General features: G+C 70.7%; 18 protein-coding genes. 7 read left to right on the top strand and 11 right to left on the bottom strand.

The window, feature by feature from the left end:
* Window positions 1-4 precede the first annotated feature (4 nt).
* The 4 genes from ABS52_01195 to ABS52_01180 all read left to right on the top strand — a co-directional run bounded on the left by ABS52_01195 (window position 5) and on the right by ABS52_01180 (window position 4685).
* Window positions 5-829: a hypothetical protein gene (locus ABS52_01195; protein ODT05335.1), complete on the top strand. Its 825-nt coding sequence runs from the start codon at window positions 5-7 to the stop codon at window positions 827-829.
* Window positions 826-2235 (top strand): glycosyl transferase family 2, encoded by a 1410-nt coding sequence (locus ABS52_01190; GenBank protein ID ODT05334.1) that lies wholly within the window; start codon window positions 826-828, stop codon window positions 2233-2235. The genes ABS52_01195 and ABS52_01190 overlap by 4 nt, the downstream gene beginning before the upstream one ends.
* Window positions 2232-3401, top strand: coding sequence for a hypothetical protein (locus ABS52_01185; GenBank protein ID ODT05333.1), 1170 nt, complete (start codon window positions 2232-2234; stop codon window positions 3399-3401). The genes ABS52_01190 and ABS52_01185 overlap by 4 nt, the downstream gene beginning before the upstream one ends.
* A gap of 321 nt (window positions 3402-3722) precedes the next feature.
* A complete protein-coding gene (locus ABS52_01180) occupies window positions 3723-4685 on the top strand; it encodes a hypothetical protein (protein ODT05332.1) in 963 nt (320 codons plus the stop codon).
* A gap of 416 nt (window positions 4686-5101) precedes the next feature.
* Here the strand turns inward: ABS52_01180 and ABS52_01175 are convergent, their stop codons facing one another.
* From ABS52_01175 to ABS52_01155, 5 genes are all read right to left on the bottom strand, one after another.
* A complete protein-coding gene (locus tag ABS52_01175; GenBank protein ODT05331.1) occupies window positions 5102-6187 on the bottom strand; it encodes a hypothetical protein in 1086 nt (361 codons plus the stop codon).
* 49 nt (window positions 6188-6236) lie between these two features.
* On the bottom strand, window positions 6237-7523 hold the full coding sequence (locus tag ABS52_01170) for a membrane dipeptidase (GenBank protein ID ODT05421.1): 1287 nt from the start codon (window positions 7521-7523) through the stop codon (window positions 6237-6239).
* Window positions 7524-7531: 8 nt separating this feature from the next.
* Window positions 7532-8011 carry a hypothetical protein gene (locus ABS52_01165; GenBank protein ODT05330.1) on the bottom strand — a complete coding sequence of 160 codons (480 nt, stop codon included), beginning with the start codon at window positions 8009-8011 and terminating at the stop codon, window positions 7532-7534.
* 82 nt (window positions 8012-8093) lie between these two features.
* On the bottom strand, window positions 8094-9155 hold the full coding sequence (locus tag ABS52_01160) for an aldo/keto reductase (GenBank protein ID ODT05329.1): 1062 nt from the start codon (window positions 9153-9155) through the stop codon (window positions 8094-8096).
* Window positions 9152-9508, bottom strand: a complete 357-nt coding sequence (locus ABS52_01155) for a hypothetical protein (protein ODT05328.1) — start codon at window positions 9506-9508, stop codon at window positions 9152-9154. The genes ABS52_01160 and ABS52_01155 overlap by 4 nt, the downstream gene beginning before the upstream one ends.
* A 64-nt stretch (window positions 9509-9572) precedes the next feature.
* Here ABS52_01155 and ABS52_01150 point away from each other — a divergent pair, with 64 nt between their 5' ends.
* Window positions 9573-11072, top strand: a complete 1500-nt coding sequence (locus ABS52_01150; GenBank protein ODT05327.1) for a hypothetical protein — start codon at window positions 9573-9575, stop codon at window positions 11070-11072.
* 21 nt (window positions 11073-11093) lie between these two features.
* Here the strand turns inward: ABS52_01150 and ABS52_01145 are convergent, their stop codons facing one another.
* The 6 genes from ABS52_01145 to ABS52_01120 all read right to left on the bottom strand — a co-directional run bounded on the left by ABS52_01145 (window position 11094) and on the right by ABS52_01120 (window position 19277).
* Complete coding sequence (locus tag ABS52_01145) at window positions 11094-11552, bottom strand: hypothetical protein (protein ODT05326.1); 459 nt, start codon at window positions 11550-11552, stop codon at window positions 11094-11096.
* Between the two features lie 87 nt (window positions 11553-11639).
* Entirely contained in the window at window positions 11640-13022 is a 1383-nt protein-coding gene (locus tag ABS52_01140) for a hypothetical protein (protein ODT05420.1), read from the bottom strand.
* A gap of 31 nt (window positions 13023-13053) precedes the next feature.
* Complete coding sequence (locus ABS52_01135; GenBank protein ODT05325.1) at window positions 13054-14268, bottom strand: multidrug ABC transporter substrate-binding protein; 1215 nt, start codon at window positions 14266-14268, stop codon at window positions 13054-13056.
* Window positions 14265-15119 (bottom strand): macrolide ABC transporter ATP-binding protein, encoded by an 855-nt coding sequence (locus ABS52_01130; GenBank protein ID ODT05324.1) that lies wholly within the window; start codon window positions 15117-15119, stop codon window positions 14265-14267. Before ABS52_01130 ends, ABS52_01135 begins: the two co-directional genes overlap by 4 nt.
* Window positions 15094-16365, bottom strand: a complete 1272-nt coding sequence (locus ABS52_01125) for a hypothetical protein (GenBank protein ODT05323.1) — start codon at window positions 16363-16365, stop codon at window positions 15094-15096. Before ABS52_01125 ends, ABS52_01130 begins: the two co-directional genes overlap by 26 nt.
* A 305-nt stretch (window positions 16366-16670) precedes the next feature.
* On the bottom strand, window positions 16671-19277 hold the full coding sequence (locus ABS52_01120; protein ODT05322.1) for an ATP-dependent helicase HrpB: 2607 nt from the start codon (window positions 19275-19277) through the stop codon (window positions 16671-16673).
* Window positions 19278-19426: 149 nt separating this feature from the next.
* On the opposite strand from ABS52_01120, the gene ABS52_01115 reads away from it, so the two are divergent.
* Window positions 19427-20311 carry a formamidopyrimidine-DNA glycosylase gene (locus ABS52_01115; protein ID ODT05321.1) on the top strand — a complete coding sequence of 295 codons (885 nt, stop codon included), beginning with the start codon at window positions 19427-19429 and terminating at the stop codon, window positions 20309-20311.
* A gap of 159 nt (window positions 20312-20470) precedes the next feature.
* Window positions 20471-21586, top strand: a complete 1116-nt coding sequence (locus tag ABS52_01110; protein ODT05320.1) for a hypothetical protein — start codon at window positions 20471-20473, stop codon at window positions 21584-21586.
* Window positions 21587-21682: the final 96 nt, after the last annotated feature.

The raw sequence follows: 21682 nt of genomic DNA, 5'->3' as shown, positions 1-21682 counted from the left end.
CCTGTTGGGCGAGCTGCGCGTGCGCGGCTCGCGAGGGGGGGTGATCGGCCAGCACCGGGCCATGGTGAGCGGGCGGCTGACGCCGTCGCGCATCCTCAGCATGGTGGTGGTCCCGCTCCTCCTGTCGGCGCTGGTGCTGCTGGCGCTCCGCCCGCTGGGCGAGGGGTGGCGCTGGCTGCTGGAGCGCATCGTGGCCTGGACGGGACTCCCCGGCGAGGTGGCGATGGCGACCGTGTCGCTGGGTGAGGTGTTCTCGTTCGCGCTTCCGCATCTCACCACGACGGCGCCGCACCCGGCGAGCTGGCACTACTGGGTGGTGGGCGGGCTCTGTGCCCTGGTCCTGGCGGTGACGCTGGTGCTGCCGCAGCGTTTCACGCCGCTTCGCTACTACCTGCGCTTCTCGCTGTTGGTGCAGCTGAGCAGCATCGTGGCATTCGCGTGGCGCCCCGACGCGTTTCCGTACGCCCTCCCGGGGTACACGCTGGGATTCCTGCAGGCGGGGTGCGCGATCCTCTTCCTCATCCCGCTCGTCCTCGGCCTCACCTACTTCCCGTTCGACATCGCACTCTGGCGCAAGGTGCTCCTGGTGACGATGACGGTGGGGCACATCGCGGTCCTCCTCCCGCTGCAAGTGGCGGTGCACGCATACCTGGTGCACCACCTGTCGCTGCTCGTCCTCCCGGCGATGTTCTTCCTGTGGGGGATGTTCGTCGAGGTCTTCGTCTTCGTCGCGTTCTACGGGTGGGGGATGAGCTGGCCCGACATCATGCGCCACCCGCCGGCGCTGCGGGGTGAGCGCGGGCGCGCGCGGGGGGCGACGGCGCGATGATCATCCAGGTACTCGCCGTCCTGCTGTGGGGCGTGGTGGCGGTGCTCGCGGTGTACACGGCGCGGCACTACACCTTCACGTTCAACCGCCTGTTCGGACGGCAGCGGCAGCCGTACGTGGACATCACGGTGGCGGATTGGCCGGCGGTGACGGTCTTCATCCCGTGCCACAACGAGGAGCAGGTGATCCGTGGATCGCTGGATGCGCTCCTCGCCGCCGACTATCCGCACGACCGCCTGACGATCATCCCGATCGACGACCGCTCGACCGACTCGACGGGGCAGATCCTTCGCGAGTACGCGGAGCGCCACCCCGACCTGGTGCGCCCGGTGTGGCGCACCGGCGGCATGCCGGGGAAGGCGGCGGCGCTCGCCGAGGCGAGCGCACGAGTGGGGAGCGAGGTGCACCTCGTCTTCGACGCGGACTACATCCCCGGACCGAAGCTGCTCAAGCAGCTGGTGGCACCGTTCTTCGACCCCGAAGTGGGGGCGGTGATGGGGCGGGTGGTGCCGCAGAACGTCTCGAGCTCGCTCCTCACGCGCCTGCTCGACCTGGAGCGCGCGGGGGGCTATCAGGTGGACCAGCAGGCGCGGATGAACATGGGGCTGGTGCCGCAGTACGGCGGGACCGTGGGCGGGGTGAGGCGCGAGGCGTTGTCGAGCGTCGGCGGGTGGCGCACCGATACGCTCGCCGAGGACACCGACATGACCTTCCGCCTGCTGTTGGCCGGGTGGGAGGTGGTGTACCAGAACCGGTCGGAGTGTTATGAGGAGGTCCCCGAGAACTGGCCGACGCGCATCCGGCAGATTCGCCGCTGGACGCATGGGCACAACCAGGCGCTGAAGCGTTACGTGGCGCGCGTGCTGGCCCGAAAGGGGAACGTGACGTGGACGCAGGCGCTGGACGGGACGCTCCTGCTGGGGGTGTTCGCGGTGGGGCCGATCCTCCTGCTGGGCTGGGTGCTGGCGTTCACGCTCTACTACCTGGGCTACCAGCCGTCGTCCGGGATCCTGATGCTGCTGATCGTCTCGGCGTTCAGCACGCTGGGGAACTTCGCCGCGTTCTTCGAGGTGGCGGCGGCGACGCGGCTGGACGGATCGCGCCATCGGGTGCGGCTCCTCCCGTTCCTCTTCTTCGGCTTCCTGGTCTCGCTGCTCGCGGTGTCGCAGGAGACGATCCTGCAGTTCGTGGGACGCGGGCTGGGGCGGCGGGCGAAGCGGTGGGACAAGACCGAGCGGTACCGCCAGGTGCAACCCGGGAACGGGAGTGTCGACGCGGGGAAGGCTGGTGGCGGGAATGGCGGGAATGGCGGGAACGGCGGGAACGGCGGGAACGGCGGGAACGGCGGGAACGGCCACGGAGGTGGCCGCGCCGGTGACGGATCGATCGAGGGAGGGAGGGGATGAACGTGCTTCCGTTCCTGCTCCTGGTGGCCGCGACGGCGGGGTGGGTCCTCCTCCCGCTCGTTCCGGCGATCCGCGAGCTGGTGCGCCCGACCGACGCCGAGCCGCTCGATGCGGTCGGGCACGACGCCGGGGATCTCACGATCTTCGCGGACGGGTTCCGGGACTATCTCGCGCGACAGTTGCCCCCGTCGGCATGGCTTCCCCCGTCGGTGCTGCGTCCGCCGGGCGAGGGCGAGGAGGGACGGGCGCCCGAGGGGGTGGGCGCCGCAGGCGCCGGGGGCGTGCCGGGCGGGGCGGGGGCGCTGGTCGGGAGCCTGGGGGACGGCACGCCATTCGTGCAGCTGACGGGCGATGCGACGGCGCTGCGCGACGTCGAGGCGGCGGATGGGACGATTCCGCGGGTGGTGATTGCCAGCGGGGCGCTGGCGACGCCCGGGGGGGAGACGTTCCTCCTCGAGCTCCTGGCGCGCGACACGTTCCGTGGCGGGGCGGGGGCGGTGTACCGCGCCGTGCTGGGCGAGCGCGATGTATCGTTAGGCGACCGGTCGGAGGTGCTGCGCTGGGCGCACGCCGCGGGCGACCTGCGCGTGGGGCGTGGGAGCGCACTCCATGGGCGGGCGTCGGCGGTGGGGCGGCTGTTGATGGGGCCCGGTGTCACCTTCCGCCGCGTGCGCGCGTCGCGCGTGGTGGCGTGGGACGGGGGGGGCGATGATGTCCTCTCCGACCCGCCCACGATTCCCGCGATCGTGACGGGGACGGTGAAGCTCCCGCCAGGAGCCAGGCGCGAACGCGGCTACACGCGGATTGCCGGCGATCTCGCCATCCCCCCGGGCGGGGCGCTGGTCGGTTCGCTGGTGGTGATGGGAGACCTGACGGTGGGCGACGGGGGGCGCATCGGCGGGAGCGTGAAGGTGCACGGCGACTGCACGCTGGGGGACGACGTGCTGGTGGACGGCGCGATCGTGTCGCGCGGCAGCATCGTCGTGGGGGCGCAGTGCCACGTGCGCGGGTCGCTGGTGGCCGAGCGGGAGGTGACGGTCGGGGGGGGAAGCTGGATCGGCGGACCGAGGACGCCGGCGTCCGTGTCGGCGGAGAACGTCGTGCTGATGGCGCTCGCGCAGGTGTTCGGCGCGGTGACCGCGCGTAGCGGAGGGGGGGTGGCGTGACGCGTCCGCTCGTACGCGGCATTTCTTGCCGTCGCATTTCAATTCTCTAAGCCGCCACCCTGTAGGAGGCGGGCATCGCCTCGCCCGAGTGCGCGCGATGCCGGGCGACGCGCAGGCGATCCGGCGGCGCGAGACGCCCTGATGACGCCCACTCGCTAAGTTCCAGTCGTTCAAGCGCTTGCCTGTCGACGCCCTGGTGTCCGCCGTGGGGCGCGGCGTGCCGGCGTCCGTGGGGGGAGCTGCCCCGAGCGGACGGCTGCAAGGCACACGGCTTGCGTATGCCCAAATGTGACGCAACGCACGATGGTCACGTGATCGCCGATGTGGCGGACGCGCGACTGGGGCGAGGTGGCTCGCCCGACGTGGCGGGGCGTCGAGCGAGAGGGAGTTCTCATGACGACGACGACACGCACCCGCCGAGGTGCACTGGCAACGCTGGCGACGCTGGCGATGCTGCTGACGCTTCCGAGCGCCGGCAACGCGCAGCGCATCGTGTATCCGGACGGGCCGTGGGTGAGCGACGTTCGCGGCTCGGCGGGGACGGCGCAGATCACCGGGACGAACCCGCGGAGCGGGAACGGATCGCTCGAACTGTCGGTGAGCGGCGACCTGGCCGACTGGGGGTGGTTCAACCTGTTCTCGGGCGACCCGGCGACGACGCAGGGGTGGGGACAGCTGTCGGCGCTCACGATGGTCGGTTTCGACTGGTACCGCACGGCGATGGCGCCCACCGGCGACGCGCCGTGGGAGGCGCAGTCGCCGGCGCTGCGGCTGTACGTGCGCAGCGGGACGATCGGCGCGCCGGTGTACAGCGAGCTGGTATGGGAGCGCTGGTACACGCTGGCGAGCCCGGCGCCGACCAACCAGTGGATCACCGAGAACGCGACCGACCAGATGTTCTGGCGGTACGTGTCGGGGGCCGGCTACACCATCGATGACTGCAGCAGCCCGCCGGCCATCACCCCGGGGATCCCGCTCAAGACGGCCGCGCCGGCGACGTGGGCCAACGGCACCAACTGCTACGCGTTAGGCGACGCGGTGGTGTACGGGATCGGGGTCGGGGTGGGGAGCAACTGGCCGCACGCGTACCAGGCCTTTGCCGACAACGTGAAGCTGGGCTTCGACCACGACCCGGCGTTGACGGTCTACGACAACTTCGAGCTCGGGGCGACGGTGACGCCGGAGCCGGCGACGCTGGTCCTGCTGGGGAGCGGGCTGGCGGGGGTGGGGGGGGCGCTGGCGCGCCGCCGCCGCCGGGTGCCGCGCGACGAGCACGCTGCCTAACGCCACTGGGGAGTGGCTGATGACACGACGGGGTCCGGGCGCTGCCCGGGCCCCGTCGTGCGTTGGCGCGGGTGGTGGATGCCGCGCGCGCGGATTGCAGCCGACGGCATGCCCAAAAGCGACGCGGCACCAGGATCCCCGGAGATCCTGGTGCCGCATGCGTCCCATCGGGCGGCCGGTTGCTCCGCCTGCGTAAACGTAAGACAGTCGTCGCGTTTGCGCGAGTCCATCCTGCGACATTGGACGGCCGCCGTCAAGCACCGACACGCGCGGCGTCGAACGTTCATTGGACGACGAGCATCCCCGGCAGGAAACGGCGACGCGACCGCCGGATCCCCGCCGCCATCCCGTCTCCATCCCGCCGCCCCGCATGGCGCACCCGCCGGCCACCCGCCGCGCGTTGCAGGTGACGGTTTTTACCGGGGGAGATAGCGATCGGACAGGGTGTCGGCGATCGCCCAGGGCTCGGAGCCGGTGCGGTTGGTGAGGACGACGATGGTCAGCCCGCTGTCGGGGAAGCGCGAGACGGCGTTGGTGAAGCCGCGCGTCTCGCCGTGGTGGCGGAGGCGGAGGTGTCCCTTGTACCGCTCGACGAACCAGCCGAAACCATACTCCGTGGGCGCACCGCCGGTGAGGACGAACGGCGCCGTCGTCTCGCGCCACAGCGCCTCACCCACCAATGGCGCGCGGTCGAGCGACGCGTACCATCGCGCCAGGTCGTCGATGGACGAATAGATCCCGCCGTCGCCCAGCACCGCCGAGGTGTTGCTCTGGTCGGTCCGGGTGACGGTGTCGCCCCCCACCGTATATCCCCACGCGCGCCGGGGCACGACGGTGCGTCCCTCCTCGTGCGCGTAGGTGTCGCGCATCTCCAGCGGGACGAAGATGCGCTCGCGCAGGACGTCGGCGAACGGCCGGCCGGTGATGCGCTCCACCACGAGGGCCAGGAGCGCATAGCCGGTGTTGGAATAGCGCCAGGCACTTCCCGGGGCGAAGTAGAGGCGCTCCGCGCGCGTGCTCACCAGCGTCAGCGCATCGGCATCGCGCACCTGCCGCACCTGCGAATCGGGGACGAAGTCCTCGTAGTCCCACAGCCCCGAGGTGTGCGTGAGGAGGTGGCGGATGGTGACCTGCGAGGTGTAGGCGGGGAGCTCCGGGAGGAACGCCCGCGCCGGCGTGTCGAAGGCGAGCTTGCCGTCGCGCACCAGCAGGGCGATGGCGGTGGCGGTGAACTGCTTGCTGAGCGAGGCGAGGCGGTAGTTGGTGGCGGGCGTCGCCGCCACGCCGCCCTCCACATCGGCCAATCCGAAGGACTCCCGCACCACCACCGAGTCGTGACGCATCACGAGGACGCTGGCCCCCGGACGTCCGGGTTGGGCGAACCGGGCAAAGAGCGGAGCAATCACGGCTCGTGACGGGACGTGGGTGGAGGCGGGGCGGTCGCACGCGACGCACGCGAAAGCGGCGGCGACGAGCGCGGCGCGGTGGACCCGGCGACGCATCACGGCGGATGCGTGAGGGCGCGTGAGGGCGCGTGACGAACGGCGCCGACTACATCTTCGGACGCACGCCGTCGAGCTCCTCGATGGTCTTGTTCGACGCCGGGCGCTCGCGGCGGAGGCGCGCCGACACCTGCTCGGCGGTCGACATGGCGCGGAGGATGTTCTCCCCGGCCACCTTCCGCAGGTCGCCCTCGGTCCAGCCGCGCTTGGAAAGCTCGACGAGGAGGGCGGGATAGGTGGAGACGTCCTGCAACCCGTCCGGGAGATTGTTGCCGGTGCCGTCGAAGTCGCTCCCGAGGCCGACGTGGTCGACGCCGGCCACCTTGCGTACGTGTTCGATGTGGTCGGCGACGTCGGCGATGGTGGCGTGCGGGGCGGGGTTGGCGGCGTCCCACTTGGCGAGCTCGCTCCGTGCGGCGGCGGTGTCGCTCCCGAACCGCGAGCGCAGGCGGCCAAGCTCGGCGTCGCGCGCGGCCGCGTGGGCGACGACCTTGTTCGAGATGAAGCCCGGGACGAAGGTGACCATCACCACGCCGCCGTTCTTCGGGAGGCGGCGGAGGATGGAGTCGGGGACGTTGCGCGGGACGTCGGTGAGGGCGCGGGCGCTCGAGTGCGAGAAGATGACCGGCGCCTCGGAGACGTTGAGGGCATCGCTCATCGTGGCCGGCGAGACGTGGGAGAGGTCGACGAGCATCCCGAGGCGGTTCATCTCGCGCACGACCTCCTCGCCGAACCGGGTGAGTCCGCCGTGCCGGGCGCTGTCCATGGCGGCGTCGGCCCAGTCGAGGGTGACGTTGTGGGTGAGGGTCATGTAGCGCGCCCCGAGGTCGTAATAGGCGCGCAGGGCACCTAACGAGTTCTCGATCGCATGCCCCCCTTCCATCCCCAGGAGCGACCCGACCTTCCCGGCGGCCTTGGCCCGGCGCACGTCGGCGGCGGTGTAGGCGGGGGCAAAGGCCTCGGGGTACTTCGCGATGATGCGTCGGGCGATGTCGATCTGCTCCAGCTGCAGCCGCGCGTAGCCGGAGTCCTTCGCCTCACCCGGGATGTACACCGACCAGAACTGCCCGCCGACCATCCCCTTCCGGAGGCGGGCGATGTCGGTGTTCCCCGAGGTCGGCTTCCGAAGGTCGTAGGCGTCGACGTCCCGGGGGGCCTGGGGGACCTCCTCGCGCACGTACCACGGGAGGTCGTTGTGCCCGTCGACGAGCGGGGTGGTGCGCAGGACCCGCCGAACCTTGGCGAGGTGGGCCGCGTCGCCCTGCTGCGCAGCGGCGCTCGAGGACAAGGTGCCGACCGCGGCGGCCGCGGCGAGGAGGACGGTGCGACGGATCATGGCCTGGGTCATGGGGCGACGAGTTCGACTTTCACCGCCGGGGCGACGGTGGAGTAGTTGAGGGCCTTGATGGCGGCGGAGACGTAGTAGGTCCCCGGGGGGAGCACGGCGCTGGAGCCGGGTGGAGTGAAGTTGTCGGTGCCGGTCCAGACGAACCGCTGCGTCACGCTCCCGCCGGCAGGGATCACGAGCTTCGAGGTGATGGGAAGGCAACTGGCCTGCCCGTTAGGCGGGACGACGGCGCTCCCGCTGGCGCTGCGGATGGTGACGAGGATCTGGCAGTCGGTCGCGAACTGGAGCGTGGCGTCGTAGTCGAGGACGCTCTGCGCCGTGACGCCGATGGTGTCGGCCTTGCCTTGGCGGAAGGTGGCGGAGCTGAAGGCCAGCGAGAGGGTGATCGGTTCCTCCTCCACCTTGGGAATCGTCGGGTCCTGCGAGCACCCCCACAGCAGGGGGGCAAGGGCGAAGCGGAACCAGCGCCGGGTCATGTCACCAAACTAGGGAGGAAAGGGGAGATGCGACACCAGCGCGCCGTGGCCCTGGTCGGCGCGACGCCTGGGGGCACCGGGGTCAGCGCATCGCGTTGAGGTTGTAGCGCATGATGCGACCATGGGTTCCGTGACGGTCCCGCTCCAGCGCGTAGACCTCGCCCGAGGGGCCCGTGGCACGGGCCACGACCGCGGCGAGCTCGGCGTGGTCTTCCTCCGTGAGGTGCAAGTGGAGCGCCGCGAGGGTGTGCGGGAGGTGTCCGGCATCGCGCGCGCCGACGATGGCGGCCGCCACCCCCGGCTGGTCGAGGACCCACCGGATGGCCACGGTCCCGATGCGCACGTCGTGCCGCCCCGCGATGCGCTGCAGCACGCGGAGCAGCTCCTGGAAGAGCGCCCATCCGCCGAATTCGTCGATGATGGGCTTGTACTTCACGAGGGAGCGATTCTCCAGCGGCGTCGTCGGTTCGGGGACGCCGAGCCAGCGCTCGGAGAAGAAGCCGCCGGCCAGCGATCCGTAGGCCAGGATCCCGACTCCCCGATCCATGCACAGCGACGCCATCGTCCCGGCGGCCCGGCGGTCGAGGAGCGAGTACTGCAGTTGGTGCGCGATGATCGGGATCCCGGCGTCGAGGAGGGTGGCGAGGCGCGCCGTGTCGAAGTTGGTGACCCCGAGCTGGCGGATGCGTCCCTCCTGCCGCAGTGCGTCGAGGTAGTGTGCCGTGTCCTTGAGGCCGTGGATGTCGTAGTCCCACCAGTGGAACTGCACCAGGTCGAGGGCGCGGAGTCCCAGGCGCTCGCGCGAACGGTCGATGATGCGCCGGATGTCGTGCGCGGTGAGCGATCCGAGGGCGTCCAGGTCGGGGACGAACTTGGTGTGCACGCGCACGTGCCCGGCGGGGTGCGCGTGCGCGGGGCGCCAGCGGCGCAGGAACTCGCCGATGAGCTCCTCCACGCCGCTGTAGATGTCGGCGCAGTCGAAGGTCGTGATCCCCGCCTCGGCAAAGGCGGTCATGTCGGCGATGGCGCGCTCGTGCTCGACGCGCCCGTGTCCCCCCGCCAGCTGCCAACCTCCCTTGATGAGGCGCGAGATGCGGTAGCCGGGCGCCAGGTCGACGTGGGTGGCGGATGGCTGGTCGCTCACGGCTGGCCCTCCCCGATCGGCATCGGGACGACGGTGACGTCGCCGTGGCGGAAGGTGCGGCGGCCGGTGCGCGTGATGCGGAAACGTGCGCCGCAGTTGGGGTCGACGCAGGCGACGTCGGTGTCGGTTGTCATCCAGTCCGCCGGATGCGTCTCGCGCTGCTTGGCGGGGAGGAGGGGGAGGATCCCCGCCAGCGAATAGAGCGGAAATGTCTGTCCATCAGGGAAGCGCAGGTTCTCGCCCGAGAGCTCGAACCAGTCGCCGGCCTTGTGGTTGCAGACCATGGGGCGATCGGTGGCGATGACCTCGATGCGCAGGTCGTAGAGCGTGAACGAGTCGCTGGGCGTGGACATCGATGGCTCCGTGCGTGCTCCGAGAGTCGTCCGCGGATGCCTTCCCGCGACGGGGGCGCGTTGTATGATAACCGCCGTGCGCGCTCCCCTCGAATTCCACGGCAAGCTCCTGGGCGCCCTCGCGCCCTTCGTCCTCTTCCTTGCCGGCGTGGGGTGGCTCTCGCTCGCTGGCGCCCCCGACGAGAAGGGGTTCTGGCCGGTGCTGCTCGCGGCGCTCGCGCTCGGACTCGCCCTCGCCCGCGACCGCACGCGATACAGCGAGGCGGTCATCGCGGCGATGGGGGAGCCGGTGGTCATGCTGATGATCATGGCCTGGCTCCTGGCGGGGGTGTTGGGCGTGGTGCTCAACGAGTCGGGGTTTGTGCAGACCTTGGTATGGGGGGCGCGCGCGCTTCACCTCACCGGAGCGCTCTTCGTCGCCTCCGCCTTCCTCACGTGCGCCATCATCTCCACGTCGACGGGGACGAGCTTCGGCACGATCATGCTCGCCGGGCCGCTCCTCTATCCGGCGGGGGGCGAACTGGGGGCGCCGCCTGCCGTCCTGATGGGGGCCATCCTGGCGGGGGCGACGTTCGGCGATTCCATCTCCCCGGTCTCCGACACCACCATCGCCAGCGCCGGGTCGCAGCGCACCGACATTCCCGGGACGGTGCGGGCCAGGCTCAAGTACGTCGTCCCGGCCGGCGCGCTCGCCCTGGTGGCGAGCATGACGCTGGCGGTCCTCGGCGCGGGCATCCCGGCTGGTGGCGAGTCGTTAGGAATTGGCGGCGCCTCGCCGGCGGGATCGCCGGCCGCCCTCCCCATGCTCCTCGTTCCCGTGGTGGTGATCGTGCTCCTCGCGCGGGGGCGCCACCTCTTCGAGGGGCTCCTCTCGGGGATCGCCCTTGCCCTTGTCCTGGGCGTCGCCCTGGGGCTCATCGCCCCCGCCAAGTTGCTCTACATCGACAAGGCCGCCTTCGGCGCGAAGGGGCTCATCATCGATGGAATCTCACGGGGCGTCGGCGTGTCGATCTTCACGATCCTCCTGGTGGGGCTGGTGGGGGCGCTGCAGGCGTCGAGCGCGGTGGAGGGAGCGTTGGCGTGGGCGCGCGGGACCACGGCCTCGCCGCGCCGCGCCGAGGTCTGGATCGTGGCTGCCGCCTCGGTCGCCGTGCTGTTGACCACGCACTCGGTCGTCGCGCTCCTCACGGTCGCCCCCTTCGCTCGCGAGCTGGGAGGGGGAGCAGGGCTGAGCGCCTACCGGCGCGCCAACCTGCTCGACATGACGGTCTGTACCTATCCGTTCATCCTCCCCTACTTCCTGCCGACGATATTGGCGTCGAGCGCGAGCGCCTCGGGCGAGGCGTTCGGGATGCCGCGCGTGGCGCCGCTGTCGGCCGGGGTGATGAACACGTATGCGTGGGCGCTGGTGCTGGCGATCGTCATCGCCATCGCCACCGGGTACGGGCGCGGCGAGGGGACAGCTGGCGAGGAGTCGCATCGAGATGCGGGCGACGGTGCTGCCTCGCACGTGCCGCCCGAGGCCCCGCCAGCGCGCGCCGAACGCCTGGGGCCGGACGCCTAACGCCCTACGCGCATCGGGTGGTCATCGCCGGGCGTCGTCCCATGCCCGCAGTGCCGCCGTGAACCCCGGGTCGAGGGCCGCGCCGGCGCCACGCGCTCGCGCCGCGGCAAAGATGGCGTGCGTGGCGTCGTCCCACTCCGGCTCGCGCTTCCACCCCTCCAGGAGCAGCTCGACGATGCGGCGATCGGTGTTGACGGCCTCCGCATCGCGCCCCATCGCTTGCAGCAGGTCGCGATCCGTGGACAGCAGTCCGGCCCAGAGCCGGATGCGATGGGCGTCGCCAACGAGGTTGGCGGCGGTGCGCGAATCGACCAGCAGCGCCATCGCCGCCGCCGGCCCGAGCAGCTCCATGGTGGCCTGCTGCACCTCCTGGCGCGCGCCGACCAGGTCGCCATCGCTCTTGCGCTTCATGGCGCGCGCGATGGCGGCGGCGATGCGCTCGATGAGGCGCAGGATGTGGTCACGCTGGACGAGCGCCATCGTGGGACCTCGCGGAGGGGAGCTGGGATGTCGGCAACCTAGCGTGCGACGACGACAACCTGCCAGCGCCAACGGCGGACGAGTTCCCTACGGCATCATGGTGGATGCGTCCAGCGCCCCCGTGGCGTAGGCCACGACCGTCTGCTGCAGGATGAGGTTGTAGCGCGCGTTGACGAGTGCGGTCGCGGCCTGGACTTGTGTCGCACGGGCCTGCGCCAGCTCCACGAGGGTGGCGGCGCCGGCCTGGTAGCGTTCGCGCGAAGCGGTGAGCGCCATCTCGGCCGAGCGCTGCTGCGCCTCGGCGGCTACCAGCTGCTCGCGGGCCGAGGTGAGGTCGAGCCAGGCCTGTCGTACTTCGAGCCCGACCTCCAGGCGCTGCTTCTCGAGGGCCAGGCGCGCATTCTCGAGCTGGATGGTGGCCTGCTGCGTGGCGCTGCGGGTGCTGAACTTGTCGAAGATGGGGAGGGAGAAGCCGAGGGAGACCGAACCGCCACGACGCTGGTCGAGCTGGTCGACGAACCCGAAGTCGGAGACGCTGGAGTACGAGGTGTTGTAGCCCAACGAAAGGGAGAGGGTGGGCCAGCGGGTGGCGGAAGCGGCGTTGACGGCGGCGTTGGCTGCCTGGAGGCGAGATACCTGTGCCGTGAGGTCGGCGCGGTGCGCCAGGGCACGGGCGATGAGCGAGTCGAGGGGCGGTGTGGTGGCGGTGTCGGTGAGTGGCGGGGCGGTGAAGTCGTAGTTCCCGGCCGGGTCGAGCTGCAGGGTGCGGATGATCTCGAGGCGCGCGAGTTCGAGGGCGCGCCTGGCCTGGACGACATCGAGGTTGGCGGAGGCAACGGCAGCCTGCTGCGCATACAGGTCGGCGATGGAGCGGGTCCCGGCGTCGACGAAGGCCTGCACCTGGGCCTCGAGCCCGCGCTGGGCCGCCAGCGCCTGCTCGCGAACCGTCAGCTGCTCGCGCTGGGCAACCATCGCCACGTAATTCGCGGCGACGGTGTACAGCGCCGTCTGCCGCGTGCGGGCCGCGTCCTGCTCGCTGGCGGTGGCGTTGGACTCGGCCTGGCGAATGGACGCGAGGCTCCGCTTCCCGTCGAAGAGGGTGACACCAGACGAGACGCCGGCATTCAGCGTCTGGATCGTCCGGTTGACGATCTGCCCGTCGGACTGGTTGAAGTTCCGGCCGTAGCTCTCGGCCCCCGACGTGTTGAAGCGGAAGTCGGGGAGGAGGTTGCGACGTGCCTGCGACGCGGCGATGGCATTGCTCTCGACGGTGGCCTGTGCCTGGCGGACGGTCACGTTGCGCTGCAGGGCGAGCCGGAGTGCTTCGGCGTAGGAGATGACCTGCGGTGGTTGCGCCGGAGGTTGCGCCGGTGGCGGCGCAAGCCGCTGCGGTGCCTGCTGCGCCGCTTGCTGCGCCGCGACCGGCAGGGTCACGGGCAGCACGGTCGCGAGCACGAGGGACAGGACCATGGTGGCATGGGCAGCGCGGATCACGCGTGGGCTATTCATAGCGCAGGGCCTGGATGGGATTCAGCGAGGCGGCCTTTCGCGCGGGATAGAAGCCGAAGAAGATGCCGACGGCCGCCGAGAAGAGGACGGCGACGAGGACCGCTTCGGGGGAGGTGCGCATGCTCCATCCCGTCATCCTCCCCACGAGGGTGGCGCTGAGGAAGCCGAGGAGGATCCCGATGACGCCGCCGGCGAGGCTGATCATCACGCTCTCGACCAGGAACTGGAAACGCACGTCGTTGCCGCGTGCCCCCACCGCCATGCGGATCCCGATCTCGCGCGTGCGCTCGGTGACCGAGACGAGCATGATGTTCATGATGCCGATTCCCCCGACGAGGAGGGAGATCGACGCGATGGCGGCGAGGAGCCACGACATGACCTCGGTCGTGCTCGTCGCGGCATCGGCGAGCTCGTTCTGGTTGCGCACGGTGAAGTCGTCATCGGCGTCGCCGAGCTTGTGCGACTCCCGCATGAGGACCCGCAGCTCCTCCTGCGCCGCGGTCACCTGCGCGGGCGAGGCCGCGCTGGCGATGATCTGCCCGATGAACGAATGGCCGGCGAGGCGGTTCTGCGCCGTGGTGTAGGGGACGATGACCACGTCGTCCTGGTCGCTCCCGCCTGCCGTCTGTCCCTTGCGGGCGAGGACGCCGACGACGGTCAACGGGACGTTGCGCACCTGTACCAGCTGCCCGACAGGATCGCTTCCCGGGAAGAGTGCATCGGCGACGGTCGCGCCGAGGACGACGACCTTGCGCGCGGCGCGGACATCGGCATCGGTGAAGAAGGTACCGCTGGTGGTGGACCAGTCGCGGATGGTGGTGTAGTTCGCGTCGACGCCGTTGATCTGCGAGCGCCAGTTCCCCGTTCCGCCGATGACCTGCCCGCGGGTGAAGATGACGGGTGACACACCGGTGACGAGCGTCGCCTCGCGTTGCAGCTTCTCGGCGTCGGCAACGGTGAGGCGATTGAACGTCTGCGCCCCCTGGCTGACGCCACCGCGTGCGCTGGCGCCGGGCGTGATGACCAGCATGTTGGTTCCGAGCGAGCGAATCTGCTGCTGGATGCGGGTGGTCGCGCCCTGGCCGATGGCGACCATCACGATGACGGCCGCCACGCCGATGACGATGCCCAGCATGGTGAGGCTGGTGCGCATCTTGTTCTTGCGGATGCTCTCGATGGCGACGCGCGCCAGCGTGGTGGTCTTCATGGCGTCACCCGTGGTGAAGAGTGGGCGGGCGCGGGCGCCGGGGCGGGGCTCTCGTCGCGGCCCTCGTCGAACTCCGTCGCGAGGGCGCGCAGGTCGACCGATGCGATGCGGCGCGACACCACCGGTTCGTCGCGGATGATCCGCCCATCGCGCATCTCGATCACCCGCTTGGCGTAGTCGGCGATGTCGTGCTCGTGCGTCACGAGGAGGATGGTGATGCCCGCGTCGTTGAGCGCCTGGAAGATCGCCATGATCTCGACCGAGGTGCGGCTGTCGAGGTTCCCCGTCGGCTCGTCGGCGAGGAGGAGGCGCGGCCTGGTGACCAGGGCGCGCGCGATGGCCACCCGTTGCTGCTGCCCGCCGGAGAGCTCGCTCGGGTGGTGCTCGGCACGGTCCTCGAGCCCGACCTGCCTGAGGGCGGCGAGGGCGAGCGCACGCGGGTCTGGCCAGCGTCCCTTGCGGTCATACAGGAGCGGGAGCTCGACGTTGTCGAGCGCCGTCGTGCGGGCGAGAAGGTTGAATCCCTGGAAGACGAAGCCGAGCTTCTCGTTGCGCAGGTCGGCGAGTTCGTTCGCGCTGAGGCCGTCCACGCGGACGCCATCCAGGAGGTAACTCCCGCTGGTGGGCGTGTCGAGGCAGCCGAGAATGTTCATGAAGGTGGACTTCCCCGATCCCGAGGCGCCCATCACGGCGATCATCTCCCCCGCCTCGACCGTGAGGTCGACGTTGCGCAGGGCGAGCACGCGGTTGGCACCGCTCTCGTAAACCTTCGAGAGCTGTTGCACCTCGATGAGCTTGAGTGGCGTCATGCGCGCATCTCCCCGGTCAGAACCCCGGAGGGCGCGGGCCACCAGTCGGCCCGCGCTGTTGCGTGGACTGGAAGGGGCTAGTCCCGGAGGCAGCGGGAGGAGCCGCGTCGCCGCTCGCGGCGCCGATGACGACCTGCATGCCGGCCTCCAACCCCGTCCCCGAGACGACCGTCTTCTGGCCGTCGGTGAGTCCAGGCTGGACGGGAAGGGGGTGCAGGCGCTTGTCGGCGTCGAGGACCCAGAGCCGGGTCGTCGCGCGTGACGCTGGAGCGCCGCCCGCCGCTGCGCCGGCCTCGCCGCTTCGGGATGCGCCGCGCGCCGCCGGGGTTGCAGCTGCCGGCGTGGCCGCCTTTCCGCCGCCGCTGGCGCGTGGTGCGACCGTGGTGTCGACGCCCGAGGCCGCCAGCATCGCGTTGGTGGGGCGGAAGCGCAGCGCGGCATTGGGGACGATGAGGGCGTCGTCGACCGAACCGGTGATGAACGACACCGTGGCCGTCATCCCCGGAAGGAGCTTGCCGCTCTCGTTCCGCACCGAGACGACGACCGTGTAGTTGACGACGTTCTCCTGTGTGGTGCTCTGGAGGCGCACCTGCCGCACGGTCCCCGGGAAAGTCTCGTTGGGGTACGGCTGCACGGTGAAGCGCGCCGCCTGCCCCTCGTGGATGGCGCCGATGTCGCTCTCGTCGACGCGCGCCAGGATCTCCATCTGCGACAGGTCGTTGGCGATGAGGAAGAGCTGGGGGGCCTGCAACGAGGCGGCGACGGTCTGTCCCACGTCGACGTTGCGCTCGACGACCACGCCGTCGATGGGGGCGTAGATCTCCGTATAGGCGAGGTTGCGGCGTGCGCGCTCGAGGCTCACGCGAGCCGACTTCACCGACGCCTCCGCCACCGCCAGCTTGTACTGCGAGGTCTGGTACTCGACCTCGGTCAGCACCTTGCGCTCGTACAGCGACTTGTTGCGGTCATTCTCGCGCTGCGCCTGGTCGCGCTCGGCAACGTTGCGCTCGAGGACGGCCTGCGCATCGAGCACCGACTGCTGCAGCAGCGTCGGGTCGATGCGGGCGAGGAGCTGTCCCTTCTTCACGCGGTCGTTGAAGTCGACGTAGATCTCCGAGACCTGACCGGAGACCTGCGTGCCGACCTGGACGGTGGTGACGGCGTCGAGCGACCCGGTGGCGGAGACGGTGGACTGGAGCGGGCCGCGCTCCACGGACGCAAAGCGGTACGTCACGGCGCCCGCGGCGCTCTCGCGGCGATACCACCAGATGGCTGCGGCGGCAGCCACGGCAAGTCCGACTACGATCGTGAGAGACTTCCTGGTCATGATGTCATGCCTCGTAACCGCCGGGTGCTCCAGCGCTGCCCACGCGGACGTGCGCACGGGGCAGGGAGGTTCGGTTCGCCCCGGACATGTCGCCCCGTACATGATTGGACGTCACAGGGAGGGCGATGTTCATGACCATGCCGGACACCCGGCGGCGTGTCATGGGGGCAATCCCCGTATTCCCGCACGACTTTGGCGCCGTCGCCGGGCCGTGTGGGAGAATGCCCTAGCTGTTCGATGCGGGACGTAGGGGAATACCGGTCCCCTCAGCTCCCGCGCGGCTTGGCGCGGCGGGTGGGCTCGGCGTTGGCCGGGTCATCGGGCCATGGGTGCCGGGGATAGCGACCCTTCATCTCCTTCTGGACGTCGCGGTACGACCCCTGCCAGAAGCCGGCCAGGTCACGCGTGACCTGCAGGGGGCGATGGGCGGGCGAGAGGAGGTGGAGCGTGACGGGGATGCGCCCGGCGAGGATGCGCGGAGTGTCCCGGCATCCAAACATCTCCTGCAGGCGGACGGCGAGGACCGGCGACGCGGGATCGCCATAGTCGATTGGGAGCCGGCTCCCGGTGGGGACCTCGACATGACTGGGGGCAAGCGAGTCGAGGGCCGAGCGCTGCTGCCAGGAGAGGCGCCCGAGGAGGAGCGCGGCGAGGTCGAGCGACTCGAGGTCGCTGGCGCGGCGCATGCCATGGAGGTGCGGGGTGAGCCATTCGTCCAGGGTCGCCACCAGCGCGTCGTCGCCCACGTCGGGCCAGCTGGCGTCGTGCGCGTGGAGGAAGGACAACCGCTCGCGGAGCCGCCGTGCCCCTTCGCGCCACGGCAACAACTGCAACGCCGAGTGCAGCACGGCGTCGCGCAATGCCCTCGTGACGAGTTCGGGTGACGGGTCTCGCAAGGGGCTCTCGCGCAGCGTGATCGCCCCGAGGCGCTCCACGCGCACGGCCCGCACGCTGTCGAGGGCATCGTCCCACGAGACGAGGTCCTCGGATTCGATATCGTCGGCGAAGTCCCGGCGGACCTCGTCGAGCGTGATCGGGGCGGCCAGGTAGATCGCGCTCTCCGGGCGCTTGCCGTCGGACTCGGCGACGACGATGTACTCCGATTGCGCGAGCGTGGGGGAGTCGCGCAGCACGGCGCCGGTCCCGTTGCGCAGGAGGTAACGCGCCCCGGCCCCCGGGCGCCGTTGGCCTACGCGATCGGGAAAGGCGAGGGCGAGGAGGCGCCCCGTGTCGTCCACCGGCTCGTCGTTGCACGGGACGCCGGCCGGACGCTCGCGGGGGAGGGCGCGCTCATTGCTCCGTCCGCTCTCATGGCGCGACTCGGAGTTGGGATGGGGGGGAATCCCGAGCTCGCGCCGCCAGGCGTTGGACTCGTCCAGCGCGCGCTTGACCGCATCGCGGAGCACGCGCATCCCCTGCACGTCTGCCGGAAGGTGTTGGCGCCGACGGAGCGCCTGCAGCAGGTCGACGCGCACGCGCAGGTCGGCGTCGTGCATGGAGCCTTCGGACCGCAGGATGTCGCGCTCGCCGACCAGCGCAGCGAGGTCGGCGGCGAGCGCCGCTCCACCTTCCTCGCGGGCGCGCAGCAGCATGTGGGCGATGCGCGGATGGGCCGCCATCCGCACCATGCGCGTGCCGTGCGCGGTGATCCGCCCGTCGGCATCGACGGCGCCGAGCCAGGCGAGGAGACTTCGCGCGCGGGCGAGCGATGCGGCCGGGGGTGGGTCGAGCCATTCGAGCTCCTCGACCGCAGCAATGCCGGCAGCTGCAAGCTCGAGGGCGAGGGGGGCCAGGTCGGCTTCGGCGATCTCGGGAGGTGAGAAGGGGACGAGCCCCGAGTGCTCTTCCATGGCCCACAGGCGGTACACCACCCCCGGGGCCAGCCGACCGGCGCGTCCCGCCCGCTGCTCGGCCGAGGCGCGCGAGACGCGGACCGTCTCGAGCCGCGTCATCCCGACCGCAGGGGCGAAGCGCGCGACGCGTGTCAGTCCGCTGTCGACCACGCATCGCACCCCCTCGATGGTGAGCGACGTTTCGGCGATGGAGGTCGCGAGCACCACCTTCCGCCGCCCCGGCGTGGATGGGGCGATGGCCCGGTCCTGCTCGTCGAACGGGAGGTTGCCGTACAGCGGCAAAACGTCCACGCCCGCGCCCACGGGCTCGGCGTCGAGGAGGTCGGCCACGCGGTGGATCTCTCCCTGGCCGGGGAGGAAGGCGAGGATGTCGCCCTCGGCGTCGCGCAGCGCCTGACGGACGGCCGAGGCCATGGCCGCCTCCAGGCGCTGGCCGGTGCGACGCGGGAGCCAGCGAGCCTCGACCGGGAACATGCGCCCTGCGCTGGTGACGATCGGCGCGCCGCCTAACAGGCGCGACACCGGATCGCCGTCCAGCGTGGCCGACATGACGAGGATGCGCAGGTCGGGGCGGACGAGGCGTTGCGTGTGCCGCGTGAGGGCGAGACCGAGGTCGGCCTGCAACGATCGCTCGTGGAACTCGTCGAAGATCACCAGCCCCACGCCCTCGAGCGTCGGGTCGGAGTTGATCATCCGCGCCAGCACGCCCTCGGTGACGACCTCGATCCGGGTCGAGGAGGCGACCTTCGTCTCGCGCCGGACGCGGTAGCCGACGGTCTGGGGGAGCCGTTCGCCCAGCAGCTGCGCCATGCGATGCGCCGCCGCGCGGGCCGCCAGCCGCCGCGGCTCCAGCATGATGACCTTCGCCCCACCCAGCCACGCGGCATCGCGGAGCGCGAGCGGGACGATCGTCGTCTTCCCCGCCCCGGGCGGCGCCTGGAGCACCGCGCACGCATTCGTCTCCAGCGCGTGCTGCAGCGCCGGGAGCGCCTCGAGGATGGGGAGTGGTGGGAGCGTCATGCGGGGTACAAGTTCACGCGGGGAAAGCTACGAGCGGAGCATCGGTCGTGCTGCGCGAGCGCGGTCGTCGCGCGCACGTCGTGCGACCGCCCCAGCCAGTTGCTCGATCCCCGACTCCCGTCTCCCTACTCCCGTCTCCCGTCTCCAGAGTGCCCGAACTCCCCGATGTCGTCGTCTATTGCGAAGCGCTCGACCGCCACGTGGTCGGCCGCCCGCTCACGCGCGTGCGATTGGGGAGTCCGTTCGTCCTGCGATCGGTGACTCCGCCACTGGAGTCGATCGCCGGTCGGACGGTGATCGCGGTGCGGCGGCTCGGAAAGCGGATCGTCCTCGACTTCGGCGACGAGCGCTTTCTCGTCTTTCACCTGATGATCGCCGGGCGCCTTCGATGGCGCCCGGTCGGCGGAAAGGTACCGGCCAGGATGGGCATGGCGTTCCTCGACTTCCCCGACGGCAGCCTGATCCTGACCGAGGCGGGGACCAAGCGACGCGCGTCGATCACCCTGGTGCAAGGCGAGGCCGCCCTGGCGGCGCTCGATCGCGGGGGCATGGAGGTGATCGGCTGCTCGCGCGAGGCGTTCGCCGAGCGCCTGCAGCGCGAGAATCACACCCTCAAGCGCGCACTCACCGACCCGCGTCTCTTCAGCGGGATCGGCAACGCCTTTTCCGATGAGATCCTTCACCGCGCGCGACTGTCACCCATGCAGCTCACGTCGCGCCTGGACGAGGCCGAGGTGAGCCGGTTGCACCTGGCCACGATGGCGGTCCTGTCGGAGTGGACCGAGCGCACTCGGCGCGAGGTGGGCGATGGCTTTCCGGAGAAGGTGACCGCCTTCCGCGAGGGGATGGCGGTGCACGGGCGCTTCGGCCAGCCGTGCCCCACGTGCGGGGCTCCCGTCCAGCGCATTCGCTACGCCGACAACGAGACCAACTACTGCGCACGCTGCCAGAACGACGGGCGCATCCTCGCCGACCGCGCCCTCTCGCGCCTCCTCAAGGAGGACTTTCCCCGGACCCTCCCGGACGAGGAGTGAGGCCCGGGGGCGGGAGCGCTCGCCGCCGCCGCGCGAGCCCGGGGCGCCCGGCAGATTGTGCGTGTGGATGCGACCGCCGCGCCCCGGTAGGTTTGACACGCGCCGCGGCCGCACCCCAGCGTGTATCCGCCTCCCGTTCTCCGCCTCCCGTTTCGAGACATGTCCCTCGTCCTCTGGCTCCTCGGCGCGATCATCGTCGGCTACGTGGCCTACACCACCTACCTGGCGATGGTGCTGAAGTGGGAGGACGAGGAGACGGTGGGGCTGGGGTACTATGGGCGATCGCTGGCCGAGCGCAACGCCTTCAAGGACAGGCTCCGTGCGCATGCGCGCCGGTTGCGCCCGATTCTCGCCCTCAACTCGCGACTCGCCAAGCTCGACTTCGCCCGAGCGCGCATCCAGTACCGGGGCATTTCGGCACCAACTGGCAGTTGCAGCGAGGAATCGTTCGCCCGGGCGGCGGCCTACGCCCCGCGCCCCGACGACGTGTTCGTGGTGACGCAGATGAAGTGCGGGACCACGTGGATGCAGCACGTCGTGTACGAGGTGCTGCGCCGGGGGGAGGGCGACCTGGTCGCCACCGGGAGCGCGATGTACGCCATCTCCCCGTGGATCGAGGGGCGCCGGAGCGTTCCCGTCGATCAGGCCCCGATGGTGGGGACGGAGCGCCCGTCGCGCATCATCAAGACGCACCTCCCGGCCTCGCTGTGCCCGTTCAGCGCGGAGGCCCGGTACATCTATGTGGCGCGCCACCCGGTGTCGTGTTTCGCCAGCTGCATCGACTTCGTCGATACCAACGTGGGCGGCATGGCCCCGGACATCCCGGCCTTCGAGCGATGGTACACGTCGCCCGACCTGATGTGGTGGGGGACCTGGACCGACCACGTGAAGGGGTGGTGGGAGCGCTCGCAGCAGTCGCCCAACGTCCTGTTCGTGTACTTCGAGGACATGAAGAAGGACCTGGCGCGCATCGTGCGGCAGGTGGCGGCGTTCCTCGGCATGGCGCCGCTGTCGGAGGCGGAGGTGGCGGCAGTCGTGCGCAAGTGCAGCTTCGCCTACATGCAGGAGCACCAGGATGCCTTCGAGATGCACCCGCCGCATATCCTGCAGACCAACGCCGAGCTGTTCGTGAGCGGGTCGGCCGACCGCTACAAGCACGTTCCCGTCGATGTCCGGGAGCGCATCGCGCAGTGGGTGGTGATGGAGATGGCCGGGAGCAGCTTCCCGCTGGGGCAGGCGTATCCGGACGTGCTGGAGCCGATTTCGGGGGAGTAGGGAGCCGGGCAGTGCCGGCCCGTCGGTCGCCCCCCACCCGGTACGCCCGCCCCCAACGACGATGACGCCGGCGTCGTATTGCGTCATGGGCGACTA

Source organism: Gemmatimonadetes bacterium SCN 70-22, assembly GCA_001724275.1.
Taxonomy (GTDB): domain Bacteria; phylum Gemmatimonadota; class Gemmatimonadetes; order Gemmatimonadales; family Gemmatimonadaceae; genus SCN-70-22.
This window is presented reverse-complemented; position numbering and strand designations above follow the sequence as displayed.